At 71.4% G+C, this 25,875-nt stretch carries 25 protein-coding genes and 1 tRNA gene; 8 read left to right on the forward strand and 18 right to left on the reverse strand.

Going from position 1 to position 25,875, the window contains the following annotated elements; all coding sequences use genetic code 11:
* Window positions 1-41: 41 nt before the first annotated feature.
* Window positions 42-117 (reverse strand) — tRNA-His (locus VFV89_RS21755).
* Window positions 118-148: 31 nt separating this feature from the next.
* Window positions 149-808, reverse strand: coding sequence for an oligoribonuclease (gene orn, locus VFV89_RS21760; RefSeq protein WP_329708081.1), 660 nt, complete (start codon window positions 806-808; stop codon window positions 149-151).
* Window positions 809-960: 152 nt separating this feature from the next.
* Here orn and VFV89_RS21765 point away from each other — a divergent pair, with 152 nt between their 5' ends.
* From VFV89_RS21765 to VFV89_RS21785, 5 genes are all read left to right on the forward strand, one after another.
* The gene (locus VFV89_RS21765) at window positions 961-1,713 is read left to right on the forward strand and encodes a DsbA family protein (RefSeq protein ID WP_329708082.1); all 753 of its coding nucleotides are present in this window, start codon (window positions 961-963) and stop codon (window positions 1,711-1,713) included.
* A gap of 4 nt (window positions 1,714-1,717) precedes the next feature.
* Window positions 1,718-2,803 carry an adenosine deaminase gene (locus VFV89_RS21770; RefSeq protein WP_329708083.1) on the forward strand — a complete coding sequence of 362 codons (1,086 nt, stop codon included), beginning with the start codon at window positions 1,718-1,720 and terminating at the stop codon, window positions 2,801-2,803.
* 114 nt (window positions 2,804-2,917) lie between these two features.
* A complete protein-coding gene (locus VFV89_RS21775) occupies window positions 2,918-3,568 on the forward strand; it encodes a response regulator transcription factor (protein WP_329708084.1) in 651 nt (216 codons plus the stop codon).
* A gap of 136 nt (window positions 3,569-3,704) precedes the next feature.
* Window positions 3,705-4,910, forward strand: a complete 1,206-nt coding sequence (locus tag VFV89_RS21780) for an Ig-like domain-containing protein (RefSeq protein WP_329708085.1) — start codon at window positions 3,705-3,707, stop codon at window positions 4,908-4,910.
* A gap of 73 nt (window positions 4,911-4,983) precedes the next feature.
* Entirely contained in the window at window positions 4,984-6,882 is a 1,899-nt protein-coding gene (locus VFV89_RS21785; protein ID WP_329708086.1) for a CocE/NonD family hydrolase, read from the forward strand.
* Window positions 6,883-7,224: 342 nt separating this feature from the next.
* Here the strand turns inward: VFV89_RS21785 and VFV89_RS21790 are convergent, their stop codons facing one another.
* Together VFV89_RS21790 and VFV89_RS21795 are read right to left on the reverse strand one after the other, a co-directional pair.
* Window positions 7,225-8,286 carry an IS110 family transposase gene (locus VFV89_RS21790; RefSeq protein ID WP_329708087.1) on the reverse strand — a complete coding sequence of 354 codons (1,062 nt, stop codon included), beginning with the start codon at window positions 8,284-8,286 and terminating at the stop codon, window positions 7,225-7,227.
* Window positions 8,287-8,429: 143 nt separating this feature from the next.
* Entirely contained in the window at window positions 8,430-9,056 is a 627-nt protein-coding gene (locus VFV89_RS21795; protein WP_329708088.1) for a TetR/AcrR family transcriptional regulator, read from the reverse strand.
* 97 nt (window positions 9,057-9,153) lie between these two features.
* Here VFV89_RS21795 and VFV89_RS21800 point away from each other — a divergent pair, with 97 nt between their 5' ends.
* Window positions 9,154-9,693, forward strand: coding sequence for a GNAT family N-acetyltransferase (locus VFV89_RS21800; RefSeq protein WP_329708089.1), 540 nt, complete (start codon window positions 9,154-9,156; stop codon window positions 9,691-9,693).
* Window positions 9,694-9,804: 111 nt separating this feature from the next.
* Here the strand turns inward: VFV89_RS21800 and VFV89_RS21805 are convergent, their stop codons facing one another.
* The 8 genes from VFV89_RS21805 to pdxS form a co-directional block, all read right to left on the reverse strand.
* Window positions 9,805-10,569 carry a YebC/PmpR family DNA-binding transcriptional regulator gene (locus VFV89_RS21805; protein ID WP_329708090.1) on the reverse strand — a complete coding sequence of 255 codons (765 nt, stop codon included), beginning with the start codon at window positions 10,567-10,569 and terminating at the stop codon, window positions 9,805-9,807.
* 14 nt (window positions 10,570-10,583) lie between these two features.
* On the reverse strand, window positions 10,584-11,192 hold the full coding sequence (pdxT, locus tag VFV89_RS21810) for a pyridoxal 5'-phosphate synthase glutaminase subunit PdxT (protein ID WP_329708091.1): 609 nt from the start codon (window positions 11,190-11,192) through the stop codon (window positions 10,584-10,586).
* On the reverse strand, window positions 11,143-11,397 hold the full coding sequence (locus VFV89_RS21815) for a hypothetical protein (RefSeq protein WP_329708092.1): 255 nt from the start codon (window positions 11,395-11,397) through the stop codon (window positions 11,143-11,145). The genes pdxT and VFV89_RS21815 overlap by 50 nt, the downstream gene beginning before the upstream one ends.
* 154 nt (window positions 11,398-11,551) lie before the next feature.
* Window positions 11,552-14,062 (reverse strand): fibronectin type III domain-containing protein, encoded by a 2,511-nt coding sequence (locus tag VFV89_RS21820; RefSeq protein ID WP_329708093.1) that lies wholly within the window; start codon window positions 14,060-14,062, stop codon window positions 11,552-11,554.
* On the reverse strand, window positions 14,059-14,544 hold the full coding sequence (locus VFV89_RS21825; protein ID WP_329708094.1) for a hypothetical protein: 486 nt from the start codon (window positions 14,542-14,544) through the stop codon (window positions 14,059-14,061). The genes VFV89_RS21820 and VFV89_RS21825 overlap by 4 nt, the downstream gene beginning before the upstream one ends.
* Window positions 14,541-15,083 (reverse strand): hypothetical protein, encoded by a 543-nt coding sequence (locus tag VFV89_RS21830; protein WP_329708095.1) that lies wholly within the window; start codon window positions 15,081-15,083, stop codon window positions 14,541-14,543. Before VFV89_RS21830 ends, VFV89_RS21825 begins: the two co-directional genes overlap by 4 nt.
* Before the next feature lie 93 nt (window positions 15,084-15,176).
* Window positions 15,177-15,677: a hypothetical protein gene (locus VFV89_RS21835; protein ID WP_329708096.1), complete on the reverse strand. Its 501-nt coding sequence runs from the start codon at window positions 15,675-15,677 to the stop codon at window positions 15,177-15,179.
* A gap of 331 nt (window positions 15,678-16,008) precedes the next feature.
* Window positions 16,009-16,950: a pyridoxal 5'-phosphate synthase lyase subunit PdxS gene (pdxS, locus tag VFV89_RS21840; protein WP_329708097.1), complete on the reverse strand. Its 942-nt coding sequence runs from the start codon at window positions 16,948-16,950 to the stop codon at window positions 16,009-16,011.
* Window positions 16,951-17,058: 108 nt separating this feature from the next.
* On the opposite strand from pdxS, the gene VFV89_RS21845 reads away from it, so the two are divergent.
* Both VFV89_RS21845 and VFV89_RS21850 read left to right on the forward strand, forming a co-directional pair.
* Window positions 17,059-18,621 (forward strand): LuxR C-terminal-related transcriptional regulator, encoded by a 1,563-nt coding sequence (locus VFV89_RS21845; protein WP_329708098.1) that lies wholly within the window; start codon window positions 17,059-17,061, stop codon window positions 18,619-18,621.
* A 47-nt stretch (window positions 18,622-18,668) separates the two neighbouring features.
* Entirely contained in the window at window positions 18,669-19,883 is a 1,215-nt protein-coding gene (locus VFV89_RS21850; RefSeq protein WP_329708099.1) for an NAD(P)/FAD-dependent oxidoreductase, read from the forward strand.
* A 7-nt stretch (window positions 19,884-19,890) separates the two neighbouring features.
* Here the strand turns inward: VFV89_RS21850 and pgsA are convergent, their stop codons facing one another.
* From pgsA to thrS, 6 genes are all read right to left on the reverse strand, one after another.
* Window positions 19,891-20,538: a phosphatidylinositol phosphate synthase gene (gene pgsA / locus VFV89_RS21855; protein WP_329708100.1), complete on the reverse strand. Its 648-nt coding sequence runs from the start codon at window positions 20,536-20,538 to the stop codon at window positions 19,891-19,893.
* Between the two features lie 57 nt (window positions 20,539-20,595).
* Window positions 20,596-21,210 carry a hypothetical protein gene (locus VFV89_RS21860; RefSeq protein WP_329708101.1) on the reverse strand — a complete coding sequence of 205 codons (615 nt, stop codon included), beginning with the start codon at window positions 21,208-21,210 and terminating at the stop codon, window positions 20,596-20,598.
* A 124-nt stretch (window positions 21,211-21,334) separates the two neighbouring features.
* Complete coding sequence (locus VFV89_RS21865; RefSeq protein WP_329708105.1) at window positions 21,335-21,862, reverse strand: HIT domain-containing protein; 528 nt, start codon at window positions 21,860-21,862, stop codon at window positions 21,335-21,337.
* 138 nt (window positions 21,863-22,000) lie between these two features.
* On the reverse strand, window positions 22,001-22,924 hold the full coding sequence (locus VFV89_RS21870; RefSeq protein WP_329708102.1) for a hypothetical protein: 924 nt from the start codon (window positions 22,922-22,924) through the stop codon (window positions 22,001-22,003).
* Window positions 22,921-23,673 carry a class I SAM-dependent methyltransferase gene (locus VFV89_RS21875; RefSeq protein WP_329708103.1) on the reverse strand — a complete coding sequence of 251 codons (753 nt, stop codon included), beginning with the start codon at window positions 23,671-23,673 and terminating at the stop codon, window positions 22,921-22,923. Before VFV89_RS21875 ends, VFV89_RS21870 begins: the two co-directional genes overlap by 4 nt.
* A complete protein-coding gene (gene thrS / locus VFV89_RS21880) occupies window positions 23,673-25,685 on the reverse strand; it encodes a threonine--tRNA ligase (protein WP_329708104.1) in 2,013 nt (670 codons plus the stop codon). The genes VFV89_RS21875 and thrS overlap by 1 nt, the downstream gene beginning before the upstream one ends.
* Window positions 25,686-25,875 lie beyond the last annotated feature (190 nt).

A 25,875-nucleotide genomic window follows, 5' to 3' on the forward strand; every position in this document is an offset into this window, starting at 1 on the left:
ACGAGAGCCGGATCCCTCGGGATCCGGCTCTCGTGATGGTCTGGGGTGAGTAACGGGACTTGAACCCGCGACATCCGCGACCACAACGCGGCGCTCTACCAGCTGAGCTACACCCACCATGAGGCCCTGGTCTCGGGCCGCGAGAAGTCTAGACGGATCCGGCGGCGTCCTCGGAATCGTGGGTCGCCACCCGGTCGCCGGTGAGGCCGGTGAGCGCGCCGCCGTGCTTGGCGGCCAGCTCCTTGACCGCGTCACTGTCGGGGCCGGGCGGGGCCACGAACACCGCCTCGCGGTAGTAGCGGAGCTCCTCGATGCTCTCCTGGATGTCGGCCAGCGCGCGGTGGTTGCCGCGCTTGGCCGGCGCCTGGAAGTAGGCACGGGGGAACCAGCGCCGGGCCAGCTCCTTGATCGAGGAGACGTCGACGATCCGGTAGTGCAGGAACGCCTCGAGGGTCGGCATGTCGCGGGAGAGGAACGAGCGGTCGGTGGCGACCGTGTTGCCGGCCAGCGGCGGCCGCGAACCGTTGGGGCAGTGCTCCTTGACGTAGGCGAGGACCTGCTCCTCGGCCTGGTCCAGCGTGAGCCCGGCGTCCAGCTCGGCGAGCAGCCCGGACCGCTCGTGCATGGAGCGCACGAAGTCGCCCATCTGGTCGAGGGACTCAGGCGGCGGCTTGATGACGAGGTCGATCCCCTCGCCCAGGACGTTGAGGTCGAAGTCGGTGACCAGTGCGGCGACCTCGATGAGGGCGTCGGCCGACAGGTCGAGCCCGGTCATCTCGCAGTCGATCCAGACCAGTCGCTCCTTCACCCGACCCACCCTAGTGCGACGTGGTCGCGAGCGGACCGAGGCTTCTCAGCCTCGGCTCAGGGCCGGTTCCTAACATCACGCCCGTCGAGAAGTGGGTCGGCGGGGTTCGACCCAGGAGTTGTCGACGACCAGCAGCCAGGAGTCTGACGGACGTGAACACCAATCTCAGCAACAAGGAGAAGCAGCGGCGCCACCGCGAGCGCGTCGCGGCGGCCCGCCGCGAGCGGGAGCGGCGCGAACGCCGCCGCCGGGTCCTCACGGTGGTCGGCGTGGTGACCGCCGTCGCCCTGGTCGTGGTGGCGAGCCTCCTCTACGCATCGACGCGTGACGACGACTCGGGAGCCGAAGCGGGCTCTATCCCGCCGCCGGGCAGCGACTACGGCGTGACCCTCGGTCCGGCGTCGGCGCCGCACAAGGTCGTCGTCTACGAGGACTTCCTGTGCCAGGACTGCGGTGAGTTCGAGAAGGCTGGGCACGAGCAGCTCGAGCAGCTGGCCGGCCAGGGCAAGGTCCAGGTCGAGTACCGCCCCCTCGTGACCCTCCAGAAGCTCGGGGAGTACTCGGCGCGCGCGACGCTGATGTGGTGGCTGGTGCTCCAGCATGACGGCGACGCCGTGGCCCAGAAGTTCCACGACCTCCTCTACGCCAACCAGCCCAGCGAGAAGGGGCCGTTCCCGAGCCGCGACGACCTCTACCCACTGGCCGGCCAGGCGGGCGCCGACACCGTCGAGCTCAAGGCGTCGATGGAGGCGGGCGAGGGCACCCAGGAGGTCGCCGACGGGACCAAGCAGGCCCAGGCTCTCGGCGTGGACTCGACCCTCACGGTGGTGCTCGACGGCAGGCCGTTCACCACCAAGGGGACGGCCTCCGATTTGGCCAAGGAGCTCATCGACGCGGTTCAGTGACTCCATGACAACCGAGCCGACCGGCGCGTACGTCGCTCCGGAGATCGAACAGTTCATCGACGGGCTGCCCAAGGCCGAGCTGCACGTCCACCACGTCGGCTCGGCCTCGGCGCGGATCGTCAGCGAGCTGGCGACCCGGCACCCGGGCACCGTGCCCAGCGATATCGACGAGCTGAGGAAGTTCTATGAGTTCCGCGACTTCGCGCACTTCATCGAGGTCTACCTCGCGGTCGTGGCGCTGATCCGCACGCCCGAGGACATCCACTACCTGACCTACGAGATCGCCCGGGAGATGGCGACCGAGCAGGGGCTGCGGTACGCCGAGCTGACCTGCACGCCGTACACGTCGGTCCGCCCGGACCAGCCGGACCTCGGGATGCCGATCGAGGGCTACACCGAGGCGATCGAGTCGGCCCGCGTCGAGGCCGAGCGCGACTTCGGGCTGGTGCTGCGCTGGATCTACGACATCCCGGGGGAGTTCGGGGTCGACTCGGCCGAGTGGACGCTCGAGTACGCCACGAAGCACCGGCCGGAGGGGCTGGTCGCCTTCGGGCTGGGTGGTCCCGAGATCGGCGTGAGCCGTGCGCAGTTCGAGCCGGTGTTCACCGCCGCGCGGGAGGCGGGGCTGCACAGCGTCCCGCACGCGGGGGAGACCACCGGGCCGCAGACGGTCTGGGACTCGCTCACCCTCCTGCGGGCCGAGCGGATCGGCCACGGCACGTCGTCGGCCCAGGACCCGGCGCTGCTCCGGCACCTGGCCGAGACCGGGGTGCCGCTCGAGGTGTGCCCCTCGTCCAACATCGCCACCCGTGCGGTGGCGACGCTGGAGGAGCACCCGATCCGGGCCTTCCGGGCCGCGGGCGTCACCGTGACCGTCAACTCCGACGACCCGCCGATGTTCGGGACCACGCTCAACCGCGAGTACGCGATCGCCGCCCACCTGCTCGACCTCGATGAGGCGGGGCTCGCCGAGCTCGCCCGGACCGGCGTGCGTGCGTCGTTCGCACCTGATGACGTCCGGGAGCGGGTGCTGGACGAGATCGACGCCTACGTGGCGGGTCAGATCCAGCCCTCGGCAGGGCAGATTTAGGCCCCGCAGCCTCATACGCAGCGGGGCCACCTCCTTTGTAACGGCTGCGACGTCCGGATCGGGGGAGGTGCCCGCGCGTGTCGGGCGGCACTCGGCACCCCTACGCTGTCAGTGATGAGCACGTCAGGGGGCCCCGTGCGGGTGGCGATCGTCAACGACTACGAGCTGGTGGTCGTGGGCGTGGCCGCCCTGCTGCAGCCCTACCGCGACCGGGTCGAGGTCGTCGAGCTCGACGCGAACCTCCCGGTCCTGCGTGACGTCGACGTCGTCCTCTATGACACCTTCGGGCAGGTCCAGGGCAGAAGCATCAACGTGATCGCCCTGCGCGACGGTGGTAACGCCAAGGTCGCCGTCTACAGCTGGAACCTCCACCACGAGCTGGTCCAGGAGTCGCTCGACGCCGGCGCGGACGGCTACATCTCCAAGGGGCTGGACGCCGATGAGCTCGTCGAGGCGCTCGAGCGCATCCACGCGGGCGAGCGGCTCGTCCCGTCCGGCGGCGGCTCGGTCACGCCGAAGACCGACGCGGCCTACCCCGGCAAGGACCAGGGGCTGACCGTCCGGGAGTCGGAGATCATCGCGCTGATCACCCAGGGGCTCTCCAACCGCGAGATCGCCGAGCGGAGCTACCTGAGCATCAACTCGGTGAAGACCTACATCCGCACCGCCTACCGCAAGATGGGCGTCGAGCGGCGGGCCCAGGCGGTCCTCTGGGGGATCAAGCACGGCTTCGAGCCCGACGTGGTCCGCCACGTCGAGCACTGACCGCCGCTGGGCGGCCCAGCTGACCGGCTGAGCGCTGGGGGTGTCGCCGCACACCTCCTCGCAATGAGACGGAGTTCGGCGGGAGAGTTCCGGCAAACCGCGAACACGGGCCGACCCCTGCTCCTACCGTGAGTGCATGAGGCAGACCCGGGTCCTGGGCGTGCTTGCGGCGACGGTCGTGGGCGCGCTGCTGGTGGTGCCACCAGCAACGGCGGCCAGCGACACGACCACGACGCTCACGTCGAGCGCGAACCCGTCCCTGGCGGGTCAGGCCGTCACCCTGACCGCCACCGTGACCGGTGACTCGCCGACCGGCCAGGTCGTGTTCGGGGAGCCGGGGACCACCCTCGGTGTCGCGGACCTCACCTCCGGGGTGGCGACGCTCGTCGTGAGCTCGCTCGGCGTCGGCAGCCACGTCATCACCGCCACCTACAACGGCGACGCCTCCAACAACTACTCCTACGGCGACCTCACCCAGACGGTGGCCGCGCCGCCGGCCCCGCCGGTCAAGGCGCCCGAGGTCAAGCTGGCCGCCTCCACGACCAAGGCCTCGGTGGGGGACAAGGTCGTCCTGCGCTGGCGCAGCAAGAACGCCGACTCGCTGACCGCCTCCGGCGACTGGAGCGGCGCCCAGAAGCCCAAGGGCTCGAAGGCAGTGCGGATCAGCGAGCGCGGCAAGCACGTCTTCAAGCTGACCGTGCAGAACGCCGCCGGCAGCAAGACCGCGACCGTGACCGTCATGGCCGCGCGGAAGGCGAAGACCCTCGAGCTCGTCGTGACCGACGAGCTGACGATGGTCGGGTCCGAGGTCACCATCACCGCCGATGGTCTGGCCAAGGCCGAGGAGTACACGATCCGCCTCGACGGCAAGCCGGTCCTCACCGGCAAGGCGAACGGCAAGGGCGACGTGGCGCGGACGCTGGTGCTCGCCAAGACGCTGCCCGAGGGCCCGCTGCCGCTCACCATCACCGGCAGCAACCCCGGACGGCTCGGCACCGCGATCCTGAACGTGATCAAGGCCAAGCAGCTGGACGTCAGGGTGGCCGACGCCGAGACCAACAAGACCGCCGACCAGACCGTCACCGTCACCGGGCTGGCTGCCGGCGAGACGGTCACCGTGTTCTACCTCGGCAAGAAGCTGACGACCGGAGCGGCCGACGCGAACGGGAAGTTCACCTATGTCTTCAACGTCGGCAAGAAGAAGGGCCAGCACAAGGTGAAGGTCGTCGGTGCCGACCCGTCGCGCACCGGGACGGCGACGTTCACCGTGCTCGACCAGGTCGGCGGTGGCAGCGGCGGCGGTGGCGGCGGTGGCGGCGAGCAGCCTCCACCCCAGCTCTGACAGGAACCGTCCGGCTCGTGGACACCTGACCCGGACGACGTGACGGTGGAACAGGCCACTCGTTGCACTCGGCGTGAAGCCGCGCGCCGCCGTCTCGACCGCCGCTGCCCTCGCGATCGCCGCAGGGCTGCCCCTGCTCGATCAGGAGCCCGGCGCACACGCAGCCCAACCGGCGCTGCACCGGGCGCCGGCCGCGCGCCATGCGCCCGCGCGCACCCGGCACTGGCACCCGCGACCTGAGCAGTACCCGCGGACGGTCACCACGACCGACCTGGCGATCCCGATGGACGACGGCGTGGTGCTGCGCGGCGACCTGGTGCGCCCGGTCCGAGCGGACGGGTCGGTGGTGGCCAGGCCGCTGCCGGTGATCGTCACGATCACGGCGTACAACAAGTCGGTCCTCTCCGACGCCGGTGGGCTGGGCGGCCCGGGCTCGGACTACCTGGTCAAGCGCGGCTACGCCCAGCTGACGGTCGACGCGCGCGGCACCGGCTCCTCGGAAGGGGTGTGGGAGGCGTTCGGGCCCCGCGAGACCCGCGACTACGGCGAGGTCGTGGCCTGGGCGCACGTGCAGCCGTGGAGCAACGGCCGCTCCGGCATGACCGGGCCGTCCTACATGGGCATCAGCCAGATCTTTGCCGCAGCTGCGCGGCCGCCGGGGCTGAGGGCGATCTTCCCCCAGGTGCCGGGCGCGGACGTCTACCGCGACATCGTGGCCTCGGGAGGCCAGATCGACGTCAGCTTCATCCCGCTCTGGATGGGCCTGGTGACCGGCACGGGGCTGATGCCGCCGGCGTACGCCGCGGACGACCCTGCGTCCGCGGTCCGCGCGCTGCTCGACCGGCTCACCACCGCGACCACGTTCACCGGCCCGCTGCTGACCAGCGCGGTGCTGGGTGGCGACCCCGCCTACGACGGCGAGTTCTACGCCGACCGGTCGCCGATCAACGTGATCCGGCGGGTCCGGGTGCCGACCTTCCTGGTGAGCGGTGAGTACGACCTGTTCCAGCGCGGCACTCCGCTGCTCTTCGAGCAGCTGCAGCGCCAGGGCGTCCCGGTCCGGATGATCACCGGTCCGTGGGACCACCTGCAGGGCTCCTCCGGCGCGGAGGTCGGCCGGGCCGGGTACGGCCCGCTGCAGGAGCTGTGGCTGCGCTGGTTCGACCACTACGTGAAGGGCCGGAAGGACCCGAGGCTGCTCCGCGACATCAAGCCGTTCACCTACTACGAGCAGGGCACCGGGAGGTGGGTCACCACCAGGCGCTACGTCGACCGCGACCTGCGGGCGAGGTCCTTCCGCCTCTCCGGCGTCGCCACGGCCGGCGGTGCCGCCGGCGACCTCGTCCGGCGCGGGGCCCGACCCGGCACGTCCGCGGTGCCGCCGGTGCCGGTCACCGGGCTGTGCACCCGCTCGGCCAACCAGTGGACCGCGGGGATCCTCAACACCGCCTTCCCGGACAACCCGTGCCTGAGGGACAACTCGCTCAACGACCTCGGGGGGCTCACGTTCCAGACCCAGCCGCAGCGGCGAGCGCTGCGGATCCAGGGGCCGATCAACGCCCGGCTCTACACCTCTACGCCGACCGGGGACGGCATGTACTCGGTCGCGGTCGAGGACGTCGCGCCCGACGGCTCGGTCAGCCGGCTCACCGGGGGCTGGCAGGTCGTCTCGCAGCGCGCGCTCGACGGGTCGCGGTCGCGCTACCTCGACGGCCGGCTGATCCAGCCGTTCCACCCGTTCACCCGGGCGTCGCAGCAGCCGGTCCCCGTCGGCGCGGTCGTGCCGGTCGACGTCGAGGTGTTCCCGACCGGGGCGGCGATCCTGCCCGGCCACCGGCTGCGGGTGAGCATCCAGGCCTTCGACGTGCCCCACCTGCTGCCACCGCTGACCGGCCTCCCACAGATCGCGCCGCTGACCATCCACGGCTCGGACGACTTCCCCTCGGTCCTCACCGTGCCCGTGCGTCGCTAGGAGTCTGCTGAACAAGGGCGCAGGCGCCGCGCGATTGTTCAGCAGTCTCCTGATATGGCGTGAGCCTGTGTCAAGGGCAGGGTGAGGCGCCCGTCGCTGGGTGCGGCGGGCGCCTAGTCTTCGTTGGTCGACGTGGGTCCTGGGGGCGTGTCTTTCGACGCGCGGTCAGTCTGATATTCGCGGGTTGGCTACCGCAGTAAGGGCTTTCGGCAGGAGCGGGTCGCTGTCTAGGGACGAGCGTCGCCGGGGTGTGGCCTCGGCTGCTCATAGGAGTCTTCGCGGGTCGCTCCTCGCGCTGCCGTCAGATCCGGTGTCGGTCAACGAAGGTCTGTGGTGGGCTGGCTACTCCTCGAGCACGGCCAGGGACCAACACCAGCCGGCCAGCTCACGTGCGATGGCGGTGTTGGCGATGGTGTTGTTCTTCTTGCGATCGATGAACCTGACCCAGCGGGCATGCAGGCGGCGGTTGCCTTCGTCGCCGCGGGCCCGGGCCGCCGGTGTCGCCAGGTCCCACCGGTCGCGCATGGTCTTGCCGGGTCGATACCGGGACCGGTGGTGCCAGGCGGCCTCGATCAGCAGCCGTCGGACGTGACCGTTGCCGGTCTTGGTGATCGGTCCCAGCACTCGTGAGTTGCCCGAGGAGTGCTCGCTGGGCACCAGCCCGACGAAGGAGCCGATGGAGTTGCCGGTGAACCGGCTCCAGTCGCCGATCTCGACCGCAAGCGCGAACCCGGTCAAGGTCGCGACCCCGCGCAAGCAGCCCAACCGGCGCACCACGGCGGTGAACTCGGAGTCCGCGGCCGCCGTGAGGATCTGCTCGTCGAGCCGATCGCGTCGCGCGGTAGTAGCCAGCACCGTGTCGTAGTAGGACTCGAAGGTCGACTGGGTCAGCGCGCTGGTGAACCTCTGCCGGCCCAGCCACTGGTCGTGCTTCCCGGTCCAGGCCCTGCCGTCGTAGTAGACGATCCCGTGCCGCAACAGCAGCTTGGACAGCCGGTGCCGGGCCCGCATCAGGTCACCTCGGCAGTCCTCACGCGCGCGGACCAGATCCCGGGCGGCCTCCTGGGCCACCGTCGGCACCACGACCGAGGTGATCTCGCCCATCCGCAGCAACCGAGCCAGATGCAGCGCGTCCTTGGCGTCGGTCTTGACCCGATCACCTGCCGGCTTCTCGATCTTGCTCGGCGCAGCGACCTCACAACGGATCCCCGCGGCGGCCAGGTGCCGGTAGAGCCCGAACCCCGTCGGGCCAGCCTCGTAGGCCACCGCCACCGGCCCCGGCCGCTCCCGCAGCCAGCCAGTGATGTGGTCATAGGACGGGGTCAGACGCTGCTGGAACAGCTCGCCCGTGACACCGTCGATCGCTGCCGCCACGACCGAGACGGCGTGCACATCGAGCCCCACACTCGTACGCTCGGTAAACAACCGGGGCCTCCCACAATTGTCGGATAGGCCGAGCAGGCAGCCCCTGCCCGGCAACCCACGAATCTTGTGAGCGAGGCCCCGGCCCGCAACCACTCAGCCAACTGAGCAGCCGCCCATACCTTCTAGGAGGCGACCGCGGCGAGCCGGGCGTCGACGGCGGCCCGGGCGTTGTCGTAGACCGCGAGGTCGCCGTTGAGCAGCGAGCGCATGTTCGCAGAGTCGAGGTAGGCGTCGAGCTCGTAGGCGAGCTGCCGGGCGTCTACGTCGGCGCGCACCTCGCCCAGCTCGCGCGCCTCGTCGATGGTGGCGGACACCAGGGCCAGCCACTCCTGGTCGACGTCGCGCAGCGCCTCCTGCACCGTGCCCGGCCGCGCGGCGTACTCGTGCGTCGCCCGTGAGAAGAAGCAGCCTCCGGGGAACGCCCGGCCGCTCGAGTAGGCCAGCCACCCGTCCAGCAGCGCGCGCAGCCGGACGATGCCGGCGGGCTTCTCCATCGCCGGGACCACGACGGCGTGGGAGAAGATCGCGCGGGCGGCCCGGATCGTGGCCAGCTGCAGCTCCTCCTTGGAACCGAAGTGGGCGAACAGCCCGCTCTTGCTGATCGACAGCTCCGTCGCGAGCCGGCCGATCGTCACGCCGTCGAGCCCCTCCACCGAGGCGAGGTCCACCGCCCGCCGCAGGACGGCGCGCCGGGTCTCGTCACCGCGACGGATCCGGCCGTCGGTGGCGACGGCGGCGGGGTCGGACATGTGACGCACCTCTTCGAAAACTCACTTGCGCTGGTTCGGGGAACTAATCGTACGATCGTTCGTATTAATTTTACCGCAATGATGCGGAGGAGCCCCCATGATCCAGCAGACCCACCGTCCGGCCCGGCCGCTGGCCACCGTCGTCGAGCCCCATGTCCGGCCGGCCGGTCCCGCGGATCGCGAGCTCCTGGGCGAGCTCATCGCACAGCTCTCCCCCGCTTCGGCGTACTCGCGCTTCCTGACCGGCGTCTCCGGGCCGCCGTCGGGCAAGCTGCTGAGGGCGCTGCTGCCCGAGGCACCCGCAGGTGGGGCGCTGCTCGGGTTCGTGGACGGCGAGCTGGCCGGGCACGGCCTCTGGGTCCGGACCACCGACCCCTCGGTGGCCGAGATCGCGCTCGTCGTCGCCGACCGGCACCAGCGCCGCGGGATCGGTACGGCGCTGGCCGCCGCGCTGGTCGACGAGCTCGTGGCGCACGGCGTCGAGGACATCGAGGTCTTCAGCATCAGCAACAACCGCGCGGTCGCGCGGATGGTCGCCCACGCCGCGCCCGACGCCCGCCGCGAGCTGGACGGTCCGACGGCGACCTGGACCTTCCCCGCGCGTCGGCGCGGTGGGGTGCTGTCGCGGTCCGCCTGAGGGTGGGAGTTTCGTCGGCTGGCCGACGAAACTGTCGGGAGGACGACGAAGGTTCGTCGTCCCGGCGAGAGCTCCGTCGGCCAGCCGACGAAACTCCCCACATGGACGCCCTCAGGCGTCGAGCTTCTCCATGACGTCGTCGGCGACGTCGTAGTTGGCGAAGACGTTCTGCACGTCGTCGAGGTCCTCGAGGGCCTCGATCAGGCGGAAGACCTTGGCCGCGCCGGCCTCGTCGAGCTGGACCTCGTTGTCGGGCACGAACGACGCCTCCGCGGAGTCGTAGTCGATCCCGGCGGCCTGCAGGGCGGTGCGGACCGCGACCAGGTCGTTGGGCTCGGAGACCACCTCGAAGGAGTCGCCGAGGTCGTTGACGTCGTCGGCTCCCGCGTCCAGCGTCGCCTCGAGGATGTCGTCCTCGCTGACGGTCCGGCCGTCCTGGTCGGTCGGGACGATGACCACGCCCTTGCGGTTGAACAGGAACGACACCGAGCCCGGGTCGGCCAGCGAGCCGCCGTTGCGGGTCATCGCGGTGCGGACCTCCATGGCGGCCCGGTTGCGGTTGTCGGTGAGGCACTCGATGAGCATCGCCACGCCGGACGGGCCGTAGCCCTCGTACATAATCGTCTGGTACTCCGCGCCGCCGGTCTCCGCGCCCGACCCGCGCTTGACCGCGCGGTCGATGTTGTCGTTGGGGACCGAGGACTTCTTGGCCTTCTGGATCGCGTCGTAGAGGGTCGGGTTGCCGGCCGGGTCGCCCCCGCCCATCCGCGCGGCGACCTCGATGTTCTTGATCAGCTTGGCGAACATCTTGCCGCGGCGGGCGTCGATGACCGCCTTCTTGTGCTTCGTGGTCGCCCACTTGGAGTGGCCCGACATGGCTCTACCTCTTCCTACGTGCTCGTGTGCTGGGCGACGAGGTCGACGAACATCCGGTGGATCCTCGAGCCGCCACCCACCTCGGGGTGGAACGACGTCGCCATCAGCGGGCCCTGACGGACCGCGACGATCCTACCCGCGGCCGGCCCCTCCTCCACGGTCGCGAGCACCTCGACGTCCTCGCCCGCCGACTCCACCCACGGTGCCCGGATGAAGACCGCGTGCACCGGCTCGTCGAGCCCGGCGAGGTGGATGTCCTCCTCGAAGGAGTCGACCTGGCGCCCGAACGCGTTGCGCCGGACGGTGATGTCGAGGCCGCCGAGCGTCTCCTGCCCCTCGATCCCGTCGAGCACCCGGTCGGCCAGCAGGATCATCCCGGCGCAGGTGCCGAACGCCGGCATCCCCTCCTTGATCCGGGCCCGGAGCGGCTCGATGAGGTCGAAGATCCGCGCCAGCCGGATCATCGTGGTCGACTCCCCGCCGGGGATCACCAGCCCGGCCACGGCGTCCAGCTCGCTCGGGCGGCGTACGGCGACCGCCTCCACGCCCAGCGAGGTCAGGAGCCGCAGGTGCTCACGGACGTCGCCCTGGAGGGCAAGGACTCCGATCGGCGGCGAGGACACTGCCAGAGTCTAGGAGCCGCTTGCGCCCACGCCGGGAGCGGGACCGGTAGGTCCGGACCACGACCACCACCATGGCGACGCCGAAGAACAGCGGCGCCAGCTCGAGGCGCGCCCCGGTGTCGTCGCTCACGAGGTACGCCGTCGTGACGGCAAGGCCGCCGACGACCAGCAGCCATGCCGTGACGGTCCGCTTCGTGCCGGCCATTCCCCGTTGCCTCCTGCTAGAGGTGCTCCCCCATGCGAGCACCTGCACCAATTGGACCGGATCGGCGGCCGGCCGGTTCCGGGAACCGAGCCTCACTCCGCCGTTCGGCGGGTGGTGTCGGCCCGCTCGGAGCCGACACCACCCGAACGGGCTACTAGGGAGTGTCGAAGTCCCGGGTCAGGGTGGTGAGGTTCCCGGCCCGGTCGTAGACGTACACCGTCAGCGTGTAGCCGTACCACTGGAGGAACCCGTCGCCCGGGAGCGCGCCGGTGACGTAGCTCCAGCTCCCGCTCCCGTCGACTGTGGCCGTCAGCGTGGTGTTGCAGGCCGCGGTCCACGTCCCCGAGGAGGTGAGGCACCGGTCGCTGGCGAAGAGCAGGCCGTTGTGCTGCAGCTTGATCTCCACCCGGTCCACGCCGCTGCCGGCGTCGGCCGCAGTGCCGCAGACGTCCCAGACGCTCGCGGTGCCACATCCGCCAACGGTGTAGCCGCTCGTCGACGGGTTGATGATCGTGCCCGTCGGCGCCGAGTTCTCGACGGTGAACGTGGTGGCCAGGGAGGAAGCGTTGCCGGCGTTGTCCGACGCGGCGAACGTGACCGAGTAGGTGCCGTCCGTCATGCCCGAGAGGGCGCTCCCGCCGCTGCGGTACTGGGCACCGCTGACCAGGGTCATCGGCTGCGCGGCACAGCCGGTGCCGGCGACCCACGCGCTGCCGTTCCAGCACTGGTTGCTGCTGGTGCGCACCAGCTTGAACGTCACGGTGCTAGCGTTGACTCCGCTTCCGGTGTCGCTCACGTCCACGCAGAGGCGGTTGGAGAACGAGCCCGACTGGCAGTCGATGTTCGCCCAGGCCGTGCTGGCGCTGTTGTTGGCGGGCACCGGGTTGGCCAGGGTCGGAGCCGACCCGTCGACGGTCACCGAGGAGCTGACGGCAACGCTCGAGTTGCCGGCGTTGTCCGTCGCGTACCGCCAGACCGTGTAGGTGCCGGTCGCCAGGGCCAGCGTGGTCGAGCTGCCCGGGACGGTGGTGTAGGCACCCGAGCCGCCGATCCGGTAGCTCACCGAGGCAACCCCGCTGAGTGCGGCCTGGTCGGTGCCGGTGATGGTGGGCTGCCCCGAGCCGACCTGGGAGATGCCGGCGGTCGGCAGCTGGGTGTCGACCTTGATCGTCGCGACGTTGTCCGCCTCGATGTTGCCGGCCGCGTCCACGGCCCGGAACACGAGGGTGTGCGCGCCGTCGGAGAGGGTGATCGGTGCGGCGTACGTCGTGTACGTCGCTGCGCCGTCGAGCTTGTAGCCGATGGACGCCACGCCACTCGTGACGTCGGTGGCCGACAGCGTGACCGTGCCCGAGTTCCGCCACGTGGTGGAGCTGACCGGGGACACGAGGCTCTGCGGCTTGGCCGAGTCGACCTTGACGTTGCTGACGGTGACGTCGTCACCGGCGTTGCCGGCGACGTCGACGGCCCGGTAGGTCACCGAGTGGGTGCCGTCGGCCAGCACGAAGCTGGCTCCGCTGGCCATGGAGGTGTACGTCGCCGCACCGTCGATCTTGTACTCGACGTGGTCAACGCCGCTGGTCGCGTCGGTGCCGGTGACGGTGACCTGGCCGGACGTCCGCCAGCCGCCGGCGTTCGGCGCCTGGAGCACGACGCTCGCGGTCGGCTTGACGGTGTCGACGCGGATGGTGGCGTTGACCGGGACGGCGGCGGTGCTCTTGCCGGCCACGTCGGTGGCGTAGGCGTACACGGTGTGCACCCCGTCGGCCAGCACGGGCAGCGAGACCGCCACGCCGTTGGCCGCGGCCAGGTCGGCGTAGCCGGCACCGTCGACCTTGTACGACACGTGGTGGATCCCGCTCAGTGCGTCGTCGGCGGTGATCGACCAGGTGCCGGTGTTGTGCCAGGCACTGCTGCTGGGGCTGATCACGACCGAGAACGGCTCGATGTCGTCGAGGACGACGACGAAGCCGGCGGACGCGACCGAGGTGTTGCCGGCGGCGTCGGTGGCCGTGGCGGTGAAGGTGTTGGCGTCTGCGGTGAGCGTGACCGGTCCCACGGCGAAGACGCCGAAGGCGTCGGTGGTGGCCGTGCCGAGCAAGCTGGCTCCGCGGCGCACGGTCACGGTGCTTCCGGCCTCCGCGGTGCCGGTCAGGGTCTGCGACGCGGCGCTGGTGATCAGGTCCGTCGCGGAGGCGCCCGTGTCGGAGCTGATCCCGACGAGCACCGGCGCGGCGGGTGCGGTGGTGTCGATGGAGACGGCGGCGCTCTTGGCGCTCTCGGCGCCTTGCCAGTTGGTGGCGAACACCGGCGTGACGGTGTAGCGCCAGGAGCCGTCGGGGACGTTGCTCTCCACGCACGAGGTGGCGGTGACCGTGCCCATGCAGGCGGACGTGATGGTCTGAGCGGCCGATGTGGCGGCGTCGTACCGCCTCACGAGGTAGCCGTCGACCGGCTGGCCGTTGGCCAGGGTGCTGGCGGACCAGCTGACCGTGACGGTCGAGCCGGTAGCGCCGGCCGAGGGGCTGGCGCCCTGGTTGACGGCGCCGGCGCCGGCGGCACCGGCGCTGCCGGCGACCGAGCCGGCGGTCCAGTACGCCCAGGCGGTGCCCGCCACGAGCGTGAGGACGACGGCGGCGCCGAGCATCGACAGGTAGCGCCTCATGAGGCCACCTTCAGGTAGACGGTGAACCTCGCGCCCTGGCAGGCGTTGGCCGCCGACGGGGACATGGAGACGGCGCCCGGGAGCGTGAGCGGCAGCGAGCCGTGGGCCGGGACGGTCCAGCCCGCGCCGGCGTTGGTCTGGATGGTGAACCCGAGGGTGGACACCGCGCACCCGGAGTGCGCGGCGTCCACCGCGAAGCCGCCGGTCCCCTGCGACGGGTCGAGCGCGAGGGAGCCGATGCGCACGACCGCATCGTTGGGGTTGTCGACGGTGGTGGTGACGGCCGCCTGGCCGCCCGGGTAGAGACCGGCCGTGGGGGTGGCCGGACTCAGGATCAGTGCCTCGGTGCCGTCGGTGGTGGCAGCGCCCGAGCCGGAGCCCAGGGCGGTCCAGAAGGCGAAGGCCGTCCCGGCCACCACGACCAGCAGGGTGGTCACGACGACGACGACCGGGATGCGCCGGCGAGCTGCGTTGGTCGTCATCGCGGTTGTCCGCCCAGCCGCGCCGCACGGAAGCGCAGGGTGAGTGTCGCTCCCTTGCAGCCGTCCTGGTTCTGGGGCAGGTTGCGCATCCCGAGCGTCGGCCAGCTGGCGTAGGGGACGCCGAGCGCGGTGAGGTCGACGACCCGGCCGGCCGGGACGCGCAGCGCGAGCCGCGGCATCTGGCGGATCACGAAGTCCGACCGGGTGCAGCGGTGGGTGGCGTCGGCGTGGGGTGCCGAGATGCTCGCGATCTTGACCCGCACACGCTGCATCGCCACGGTCTTGGGGTTGGGGTTGTTGATCCGGATGCTGACCGGTGAGGAGATGCCGGGGGTCAACGGCACCTGCACGGTGCCGGTGATCCTGATCCCACCGGTCCACACGGCGTCGTGGGCGTGGTGCTTCAGCACCGGCGACGTGGCGCTGGTCCGGCGTACGCCGTCCGCCCACTGCCCCAGGGCCGGCCACGCGGCCAGCGCCAGCGACGGCACCAGGACGAACAGCCCGATCGCCGCGCTCCGCAGACGCTTGCCTGCCATCCCAGCTCCCCCTCAGAAGTCCTTGCGAGATCGATCACGTCGAGCCGGGCCCGCGACCCCCATGCACCGCGGGACCGGCTCGACGAAGCTGCGTCAGCTGGCGGAGTAGGCCAGGTTGACCGTCGCGCCCTTGCAGGCGTCCTGGTTGGTGCCCGCCTTGTTGTTGAACGCCAGCGTCGCGCCGCCCCACGAGCCCTGCGCCGTGCCGGCGGGGACCTCGGTGCCGACAGCCATGACGGCGCCGCTGAGGGTGTAGTCGGACGCGTCGCAGGTGCCCGCCGGGGCGCCGGCGGCCTTGACGACGGACGAGATGCTCGCGGTAACCGAGGTGACGTAGACCGGACCGCCGTTCGGGTTGTCGAAGTCGCCGCTGAGCGTCTGGGCGCCCACGCCCGGGGCCAGCCCGGCGATGGTGCTCGTCTGGTTGACGGTGATCGCGCTGGTGCCGCCGGTCGTCGCCGAGCCGGTGCCGGTGCCGCCCTGGGTCCAGTACGCGAAGGCCACGCCGCCGACCAGCACAAGCCCCCCGGCCAGCGCCGCGACCTTCAGGCCGCGCTTGGTGTTCTTGTTCTTCTCGATCGCCTTGTCCGGCATGACCGATTCCTCCCACTTAGTCACCCGGAGCCCGGGTCGGTTGATGTTCCTGATCGAACGAGAAGGACCGTATGGGGGCGATAGGGCCACGAAATCCGTTGTTACCGTGCCTTGGATCGGGCGTTCACGTGAGTGCCCAGCCGACGTACCCCATGGCCCGAACGGGCCATCCCGGGGTGGCCCACAGGGGTGACGAACAAAGGCCTCATCCCTAGGGATGAGGCCTCGTCCTGTTACCGGCCATCGGTCAGGTCGCCGGGGGCGTCGACGGCTCTTGAAGCGAGACCGGTTCTGGGGCCAGAACGTCCGTGACTGTCCCGGCGGGGGCGGGCTACCAGCCGCGCTCGGCCAGCCGGTGCGGCTGCGGGAGCTCCTCGACGTTGATGCCGACCATCGCCTCGCCGAGACCGCGGGAGACCTTGGCGACCACGTCGGGGTCGTCGTGGAAGGTGGTGGCCTTGACGATGGCCTCGGCCCGCACGGCGGGGTTGCCGGACTTGAAGATGCCCGAGCCGACGAAGACGCCCTCGGCGCCGAGCTGCATCATCATCGCGGCGTCGGCCGGGGTGGCGATGCCACCGGCGGTGAACAGCACGACCGGCAGCTTGCCGCGGCGCGCGACCTCCTTGACCAGGTCGTACGGCGCCTGCAGCTCCTTCGCGGCGACGTAGAGCTCGTCGTCCTCGAGCGCCCCGAGCCGGCGGATCTCGCGGCGGATGGTCCGCATGTGGGTCACCGCATTGGAGACGTCACCGGTGCCGGCCTCGCCCTTGGAGCGGATCATGGCGGCGCCCTCGGTGATCCGGCGCAGCGCCTCGCCGAGGTTGGTGGCGCCGCAGACGAACGGCACCGTGAACGCCCACTTGTCGATGTGGTTCTCGTAGTCGGCCGGGGTGAGCACCTCGGACTCGTCGACGTAGTCGACGCCGAGGCTCTGCAGCACCTGCGCCTCGGCGAAGTGACCGATCCGGGCCTTGGCCATCACCGGGATCGAGACGGCCTCGATGATCCCGTCGATCATGTCCGGGTCGCTCATCCGGGAGACCCCGCCCTGGGCGCGGATGTCGGCGGGCACCCGCTCGAGCGCCATCACCGCGACCGCGCCGGCGTCCTCGGCGATCTTGGCCTGCTCGGGGGTGACGACGTCCATGATCACGCCGCCCTTGAGCATCTCTGCCATGCCGCGCTTCACACGCGTGGTGCCGGTGACGAGGGCCTCAGCGGTGTCCTCGTGGGACGAGACTGCCGACGACTCGGGGTGCTGCTCTGCCATGGCCCCATCCTAGGGTCGCCGGGGCCGCGGACCTGAATCGATAACCGCCCTCGGACGGCCCCCGCCGGACGCCGTAACGGACGGCGCCCGCCGTGACACGATGCGGACGTGGACGGCGGCGTCGCGGCCGGGCCCGAGGAGCTCGAGCGCCAGGGGCGTGCGGCCTACGTGCGCCACGACTACGACGCCGTCATCGACCTCTGGGAGAGGGCGTACGCCGGCCACCGCGCGGCCGGCGACGACGCGGGTGCGGTCCGGCTGGCCCGCGACATCGCCTCGCTGCACGGTGTCTTCCGGGGCGACTGGGCGGTCGCAGGCGGGTGGCTGGCCAGGGCCAGGCGGCTCGGCGACGGGGCCGGTCCGCGCGAGCGGGGCTGGGTGGCGCTGACCACCGGCATGTTCGAACTCGACCGGCGACGCAAGGACGAGCTCTACCGGGAGGCGATGGCCGCGGCCGGCGAGGCCGGCGACGGCCCGCTGCAGCTGATCACCATGTCCTACTACGGCGCGAGCCTGGTCCACGGTGACCAGGTGGCCGACGGGATGCAGCTCCTCGACGAGGCACTCGCCGCGGTCTCGGCCGGGGAGGTGGCCGACCCGGTGGGCGTCGAGGAGATCTTCTGCCAGCTGTTCTCGGCCTGCGAGGTCGCCTACGACGTCGACCGGGCCGACCAGTGGCTCCGCGTCGGCACCGCGCTCGCGGCTCGGGTCGAGCTGCCCGCCGTGTCGGCCTACTGCCACACCCACTTCGGCGGCGTGATGACCGCCGCCGGCCGCTGGAGCGAGGCCGAGCGGTCCCTGCTCGAGGGCATCCGGCTCTGGAACCTGAGCAGGCGCTCGCTGGGCGCCGCCTCCGCGGCCCGGCTCGCCGACCTGCGCGTGCGGCAGGGCCGGTTCGAGGAGGCCGAGGCGCTGCTGGCAGAGCTCAACGAGGACGTCGACAGCGCCCGGCCCCGGGCGGCCCTGGCGCTCGCGGCCGGCGACGAGGGCCGGGCCCGGGAGGTCCTCGAACGCGCGCTCGGCCAGGTGGAGGAGGACGGGCTGGCCGCGGTGCCGCTGCTCTCGCAGCTGGTCGAGGTCCACCTGGCGGCCGGCCACGTCGAGCAGGCCCGGGACGCCATGGGGCGGCTGGGCGCCGATACCGCCGGCCGGACGCCGTACGCCGCCGCGGTGGCCGCGCTCGCCCGTGGCCAGATCGCCGCGGCGAGCGGGGAGCCCGGCGCCGCCTCGCACCTGCGGGATGCCCTGGAGGAGTTCGCCCGCGCGCAGCTGCCGCTGGAGTCGGCCCGGGTGCGGATGGAGCTGGCCCGCGCCTGCGCTGCGGAACGTCCGGCCCTTGCCGTCGAGGAGGCCCGTCGCGCCCTGCAGGTCTTCCGCGAGCTGCAGGCCACGCGGTACGCCGACGAGGCGACGGCGCTGCTCCGCTCCCTCGGCGTGCGCACGCCGGGTGCGCGGTCGCCGGAGCTGCTGACCGCGCGGGAGGCCGAGGTCCTGGAGCTGCTCGGTCTCGGGCTCAGCAACCGCCAGATCGCCGAGCGACTGGTGCTGAGCGCCAAGACCGTGGAGCACCACGTCAGCCGGATCCTGGCCAAGCTCGGCCTGCGCAACCGCAGCGAGGCCGCGGCGTACGCCGTGCGCAACCCAGGGGCCAAGGTCGCGGGTGCCGATTAGGGGGATTCCCCGATGCCCCGGCGGGGCGGTGCCGCCACCGTTGCGCCATGACCACCGACTTCGACACCGACCACGACACCGACTACGACATCATCGTCGTCGGCGCCAGGTGCGCCGGCTCACCCACCGCGATGCTGCTCGCCCGGCGCGGCCACCGCGTGCTGGTCCTCGACCGGGCCACGTTCCCCAGTGACACCCTTTCCACGCACGTCATCACTCCGGTCGGAGTCGCCGCCCTCGACCGGTGGGGGCTGCTCGACGAGGTGCGCGGCACGGGCTGCCCGCCCATCGAGACGTGGAGCTTCGACTTCGGTCCCATGTCGCTGCGCGGCACCCCGCCGCCCGTCGACGGCCACTCGGCCTCCTACGCGCCGCGACGGTTCGTGCTCGACCAGCTGCTCGTCGATGCGGCCCGCCGGGCGGGCGCGGAGGTCCGGGAGGGAGTCAACGTCGACGAGGTGCTGGTCGCGGACGGCCGCGTCGTCGGCGTCCGCGCGTCCGGCGGGACGATCACCGCCCGCGTCGTGGTCGGCGCCGACGGACGCAACAGCCACGTCGCCCGGGCGGTCGGCGCGGCGAGCTCGCACGAGAAGCCGCAGCTCCAGTACAGCTACTACACCTACTTCGAAGAGCTGCCGGTCGACGGCTTCGAGGTCTTCATCCGCCCGCACCGCGGCTTCGCGGCCGCCCGCACCAACGACGGGCAGACGATGGTCGTCGCGGGCTGGCGGCACGCCGAGGCGGCCGACTACAAGGCCGATGTGGAGCGCAACTTCCTGGCCACCCTGGAGTCGGCGCCGGGTCTCGCCGACCGCGTGCACCGGGCGCGGCGGGTCGCGCCGTTCCTCGGCGGCTCGCTGCCGGCCTACGTGCGCACGCCGTACGGCGCGGGCTGGGTCCTCGTCGGCGACGCCGGGTGCAGCAAGGACCCGATCACCGCCCAGGGCATGAGCAACGCCTTCGCCGACGCCGACCTGGTCGCCGCCGGGCTCGACGAGCACCTGAGCGGTGCGCTGGACCTGGACGCCGCGATGGCTCCGTGGCTGGCCGACAAGGAGTCCCGGATGCCCCTCTACGAGCTCACCGCCGAGCTCGCCTCGCTGGAGCCGCCGCCGCCGGAGATGCAGGCGCTCGTCGGGGCGGCCGCCGGCAACCAGGCGGCGATGGACGGCTTCGCCGGTGTGGTCTCGGGCACGGTGTCACCGGCGGACTACTTCTCCCCCGCCAGCGTCGGCGCGATCCTCGGGGCGCCCGTGGGGTGAGTCGAGGTCAGGGCTGCTGGTCCGCGGCGGGTGCCTGGGTGGTGCGCGCCGCGGCCAGCGCCTGGCGGCGGACGAGCAGGATCCGCTGGACCACCGTGATCGTGCTCAGCGCCGCGATCAGCCACAGCGCGATCTCGTAGAGCCAGGGCGCGTCGAACAGGTCACCGAAGAACGTCGGCACCAGCAGCCCCACCAGCCGGTCCGGCCGCTCGGCCAGCCCGGTCTTGGCGTTGAAGCCGAGCTGCTCGCCCTTGCTCCGCGCGTACGACGTCACCGAGCCCATCGCCAGGCAGACCAGCGACAGCGCGAGATAGAGCCGGTCCTCGGCCTGCCAGGCGAAGTAGAGCGCCATCCCGCCGAACAGCGCGGCGTCGGCGATCCGGTCGAGGGTCGAGTCGAGGAAGGCGCCGAAGGTGTCGGTGCGGCCGACCTTGCGGGCCATCGCGCCGTCGATGAGGTCGCTGAAGACGAAGCACGTCACGACCAGCACGCCCTGCCACAACAACCCCTGAGGGAAGAAGACCAGCGCAGCGGCCGAGACGCCGAGTGTGCCGACCAGCGTGATCACGTCCGGGCTGATGCCGAGCTTGATGAACAGGTTGATGAACGGCGCGAGGGCGACGCCCTGCCAGAAGGCCTTGAACCGGTCGAGCATGGTGGAGGCAGGGTATCCGGCCCTGCCTCCACGTCCGCCCGTCGGGAGGGAAGCGAGTCAGACGAGGTCCGGCACCCTGAGGTGGGCGAGGACCACGTCGAACTCCCCGACGTCGGTGAAGTACATCCCGGTCATCTCGGTGATCGTCTGCCGCCGCTCGACGCCGAGCTCGCGGGTGGCCGCCATGGTCTCCCTGGAGTCGAAGGTCACCGTGCCGCACAGCCGGCGGGACAGGCGGTTGACGAACATGCTGGCGCTGCAGAAGCCCTCGGCGCGCTCGACCAGCGGCATGACGTCGCGCTTGAACCGCTCGACGGTGGCGTCGACGCTCGCGGCCTCGCCCCAGCTGATCCGGCAGCACGCGGCGCCGGGTGCCTCGTGCTCGCGGTGCATCATCACGATCTCCCACTTGTCGACGACCGGCTCGCCGCCGAACAGCTCGGCCGCGCGGGACCGCAGCGGGGCGGCGGTGGCGATCGAGGCGCCCATCGCCTCCATCGTCTCCCAGGACGAGGTGACGATCGCGCGTCCCCTGAGCCGGTCGACCACCATCGACAGGCCGGCACAGCCGTCCAGGGTGGACATGGCGGGCATGACCTCGTTGCGGACGTAGGCGATGCCGGCATCGACCTCGCCCGGCTTCCCGACGATCGTGGTGGAGCGTGCGTACATGGGCCGCCTCCCGGCTCGGGCAGCACCGACGCGGCACCGCCGCTCTCTCCCGAGCCAACCCCTCGGCGGTGACCACCACAATGACCCGGTTGGGCCAGCCCGCCCGAATGGTGTGCGGGTGGGTCTAGCCGAGCCAGGCCTTGGCGAGGAGGTCGCGGGTGTCCGACAGCAGCTCGGGGAGCGTCTTGGTCCGGCCGATGATCGGCATGAAGTTCTGGTCGCCCGGCCACCGCGGCACCACGTGCTGGTGCAGGTGGGCGGCGATGCCGGCCCCGGCGATGTGGCCCTGGTTCATGCCGATGTTGAAGCCGCCGGCGTTCGACACCGACCGGATCACGGCCATCGCGCGCTTGGTCAGCGCCGCGATCTCGGCCGCCTCGTCGTCGGTGGTCTCGGTGTAGTCGGCGATGTGCCGGTAGGGGCAGACCATCAGGTGGCCGGGCGCGTAGGGGTAGAGGTTGAGCACGGCGTACGACGTCTCGCCGCGGTGCACGACCAGCCCCTCCTCGTCGGGCAGCGACGGCACCCGGCAGAACGGGCACTCCCCCGACGTCTCGTCGGAGGGCTTGTTCTCGCCGCGGATGTAGGCCATCCGGTGCGGCGTCCACAAGCGGTCGAGGTCGTCGGGCCGGCCGATGCCGTCCTGGACCATCTCGTCCTCGCTCACCCGGCGGTCCTGTCGAGAGCGGTCTCCGAGGTTCCCGGCCCGGCCCAGCGAAGCTGTCGACCGTCGGTCCTGCCCGCCATGCGGTCAGGGTATCCGCGCCAGGGATGCTTGCCGCCCCGCCGCTCACGTCTGCGCGAAGTAGTCACCCAGCGTCGTCTCGGTGCCGGGGCAGGTGACGTCGACGTCGCGACCAGCCTCGACCCACTGCGCCAGCACACCGATACCGCCCTGGATCATCCAGTCACTCCCGCACCGGGACAGCGCCTCGGCCTTCGACGTCTTGCCGGCCGCCCGCCACTCCGGCACGCCGAGGCTGAGGTCGCCGACCACCGTCTCCCACAGGTGCGGGGTCGAGTAGACGCCGACCCGGTAGCCGGCGTCGGCGTACCCCCGCGCCGCGCCCAGCACGACCTCGGCGTTGGCCTCCGGGTCCGGGCTCCAGTCGTAGAACGGCACCGGCTCGACGTCGAGCCAGATGATCGGCGACTCGAGCCCGGCGGCGGCCATCGACGCGAGGTTGAACTGCGCCTGCGCGTAGCCGGCCTCGCGCAGCCCGCCGTACTGCTGCTGGGTGGCGTCGTCGGGCCAGCTGATCACCGAGTACGCCGCCACGAGCAGCCGGCGCTCCTTGACCCACGCGACCTGGTCGGCCAGGCACGGGTTGGCGTGGAAGCCGGGCCCGTTGGTGAGGCCGATGACGACGTACGCAGCGTCGTCGGTCGGCATCGGCGCGCCCTTCGAGACCTTGTGCGGGATGCCCATCCCGGCCGGGCACTGCGGCCACGAGACGTCGCCGCCGACCACGCCCGGCTCGCGGGGCGCGATCGGCTGGCCCATGCCGCTGGCCTCCGCCTGGGCCGAGGCGGCCAGCGACTGCGCGGCGGAGGCCAGCCCCGGGTCGAGGCCGCCGCTCGCGGTCGCGGTCGGTGCCGAGGCAGCGGACGTCGGCCCGGCCGGTTCGCGGGCGGACGAGGACGAGGTGTCCGGCGACGAGCAGGCCGCGCACGCGAGGACGGCTGCGGCCAGCGTCCCCGCGGCTCGGATCACTCCTTCTCCCACACCGAGACGTGTGACTCGCTGTCGGCGGTGAACGGCGTCCGGTCCCACCACTCCCAGCGCTCGCGCAGCCGCATCCCGGCCAGCCGAGCCATCAGGTCCAGCTCTGCCGGCCAGGCGTAGCGGAACGGCACCGAGTTGCGGCCGTAGCTGCCGTCCTCGCCGCGGGTGTAGTGGTGCGACCACATCAGCTGGGTGACCGGGTCGTACTCGTCGATGCCGTGGTGCGCGTCGGTGTGGCTGAAGACGCGGTATCGGTGGTCCGGCTGCGCCCACAGCACCCCGGGCACGCCGGTCTCGACGACGAAGCAGCCCCCGGGCCGCAGGTGTCGCGCGGCGTTCGCGAACGTCGCGACCTGGCCGTCCTGGCTGGCGACGTTGCCGATGGTGTTGAAGACCAGGTAGACGAGGTCGAACTCGCCCTCCAGCCCGACACCGGCCAGCGCCGTGCTGAAGTCGCCGATCTCGACCGGGATCTCCGCGCCGCCGGGCTTGGCCCGCAGCCGGGCCACCATCGCCTCGGACAGGTCGATCCCGTGCACCGAGACCCCGCGCGCGGCCAGCGGCAACGCGACCCGGCCGGTGCCGATGGCGAGCTCGAGCGCCCGGCCACGTTCTCCGGCCAGCTCGGCGAGGAAGCCGGACTCGAGCGCCAGGTGCTCCTCGCTGAACCGGAGGTCGCTGTCGTCGTCGTACGACGCCGCGACGGGCGCCCCGAAGTAGTCGACCGGGTCGGTCATCAGACCTGCTCGCGCGACTCCACGGCGGCGACGACCCGAGCGATGGCTTCCTCGACCGAGACGCCGTTGTCCTGGTGCCCGTCGCGGTAGCGGAACGACACCGCACCGGCGGCCATGTCGTCGTCGCCCGCGATCATCATGAACGGCACCTTCTGGAGCTGGGCGTTGCGGATCTTCTTCTGCATCCGGTCGTCGGAGTCGTCGACCTCGACGCGGACGCCCGCCTTCTTGAGCTGGCGCGCCACGTCGTAGAGGTAGTCGTTGTGCCGCTCGGCGATCGGGATGCCCTGCACCTGGACCGGCGCCAGCCACGGCGGGAAGGCGCCGGCGTAGTGCTCGACGAGGACGCCGAGGAACCGCTCGATCGAGCCGAACTTCGCCGAGTGGATCATCACCGGCCGCTGCCGCGAGCCGTCGGCCGCCTGGTACTCCAGCTCGAAGCCGCGGGGCTGGTTGAAGTCGTACTGGATCGTCGACATCTGCCAGGTCCGGCCGATGGCGTCGCGGGCCTGGACGGAGATCTTGGGGCCGTAGTAGGCCGCGCCGCCCGGGTCGGGCACCAGCTCGAGCCCGGACTCCGCCGCGGCGTCGGCGAGGACCTGGGTGGCCACCGCCCACTCCTCGTCGTCCCCGACGAACTTGTCGAGGTTGGCCTCGTCGCGGGTCGACAGCTCGAGGTAGAAGTCGTCGATGCCGAAGTCGCGGAACAGCCCGAGGCAGAAGTTCAGCAGGTGCTTGATCTCGTCCGGCGCCTGCTCGGCGGCCACGTAGGAGTGCGAGTCGTCCATGGTCAGCCCGCGGACCCGGGTGAGGCCGTGCACGACGCCGGACTTCTCGAACCGGTAGACGCTGCCGAGCTCGAAGAGCCGCAGCGGCAGCTCACGGTAGGACCGCCCACGCGACCGGTAGATCAGGTTGTGCATCGGGCAGTTCATGGCCTTGAGGTAGTAGTTCGCGCCCTCGAGCTCCATGGGCGGGAACATCCCGTCGGCGTAGTAGGGCAGGTGCCCCGAGGTGTGGAACAGCCCCTCCTTGCTGATGTGGGGGGTGCCGACGTACTCGAAGCCCTCTTCGATGTGGCGCTTCTTGACGTACTCCTCCATCTCCCGCTTGATCACCCCGCCCTTGGGATGGAAGACCGCGAGCCCGGAGCCGAGCTCGTCGGGGAAGGAGTAGAGGTCGAGCTCCCGGCCGAGCTTGCGGTGGTCGCGCCGCTCGGCCTCCTCGATCTGGTGCAGGTGCGCCTCGAGGGCCTCCTTGGACTCCCAGGCGGTGCCGTAGATGCGCTGGAGCTGCTTGTTCTTCTCGTTGCCGCGCCAGTAGGCCGCCGCGGTGCGCATCAGCTTGAACGCCGGGATCCGCTTGGTGGTCGGCAGGTGCGGGCCGCGGCACAGGTCGCTCCACGCCACCTCGCCGTCGCGGCGGATGTTGTCGTAGATGGTGAGCTCGCCCTCGCCCACCTCCGCCGCGGCGCCCTCGATCGCCTCGCTGGTCGACCCGGTCGCGGCCCCTGAGCCCTTGAGCCCGATCAGCTCGACCTTGTAGGGCTCGTCCTTGAGCTCGTCGAGCGCATCGGCGTCGGTGGTCACCCGCCGGGAGAACCGCTGACCCTCCTTGATGATCTTGCGCATCCGGGTCTCGATCTTCTCGAGGTCCTCGGGGTGGAACGGGGTCTCGACGTCGAAGTCGTAGTAGAAGCCGTCGCGGATCGGCGGCCCGATCCCGAGCTTGGCGTCCGGATAGAGGTCCTGGACCGCCTGCGCCATCACGTGCGCGGTCGAGTGCCGCAGGATGTCGTGGCCGTCGCCGCTGTCGATCTCCACGCCCTCGACCTCGTCGCCGTCCTGGAGCTCGTAGGAGAGGTCCTTCAGGCTCGGCCCGTCGGCGGCGTTGACCCGCGCGGCGATCACCCGGTCGTCGTCCTTGAACAGCTCCCACGCCTTGGTACCCGTCGTGACCTGCCGCTCCTCACGCGCACCGGCGTGGACGAGGGCGATCTTCAGATCGGACACGGGACTGCCTTTCGGGCGGACTGCTGGACCCGTTGATCGTAACGACGGCCCGCGACCGGCCGCCTGCGGGTTTCACCCCACGACGGACGAGATGCGACGCCGCCCGGGCAACCACGGTGGCTGAGGTGCGAGGCCGGTCACGGCCGAGCCTCGAAGCCTCCGCAACGAAGGCACCCGGCGCAACCACCCG

The organism is Nocardioides sp. (genome assembly GCF_036274455.1).
Lineage (GTDB): Bacteria > Actinomycetota > Actinomycetes > Propionibacteriales > Nocardioidaceae > Nocardioides.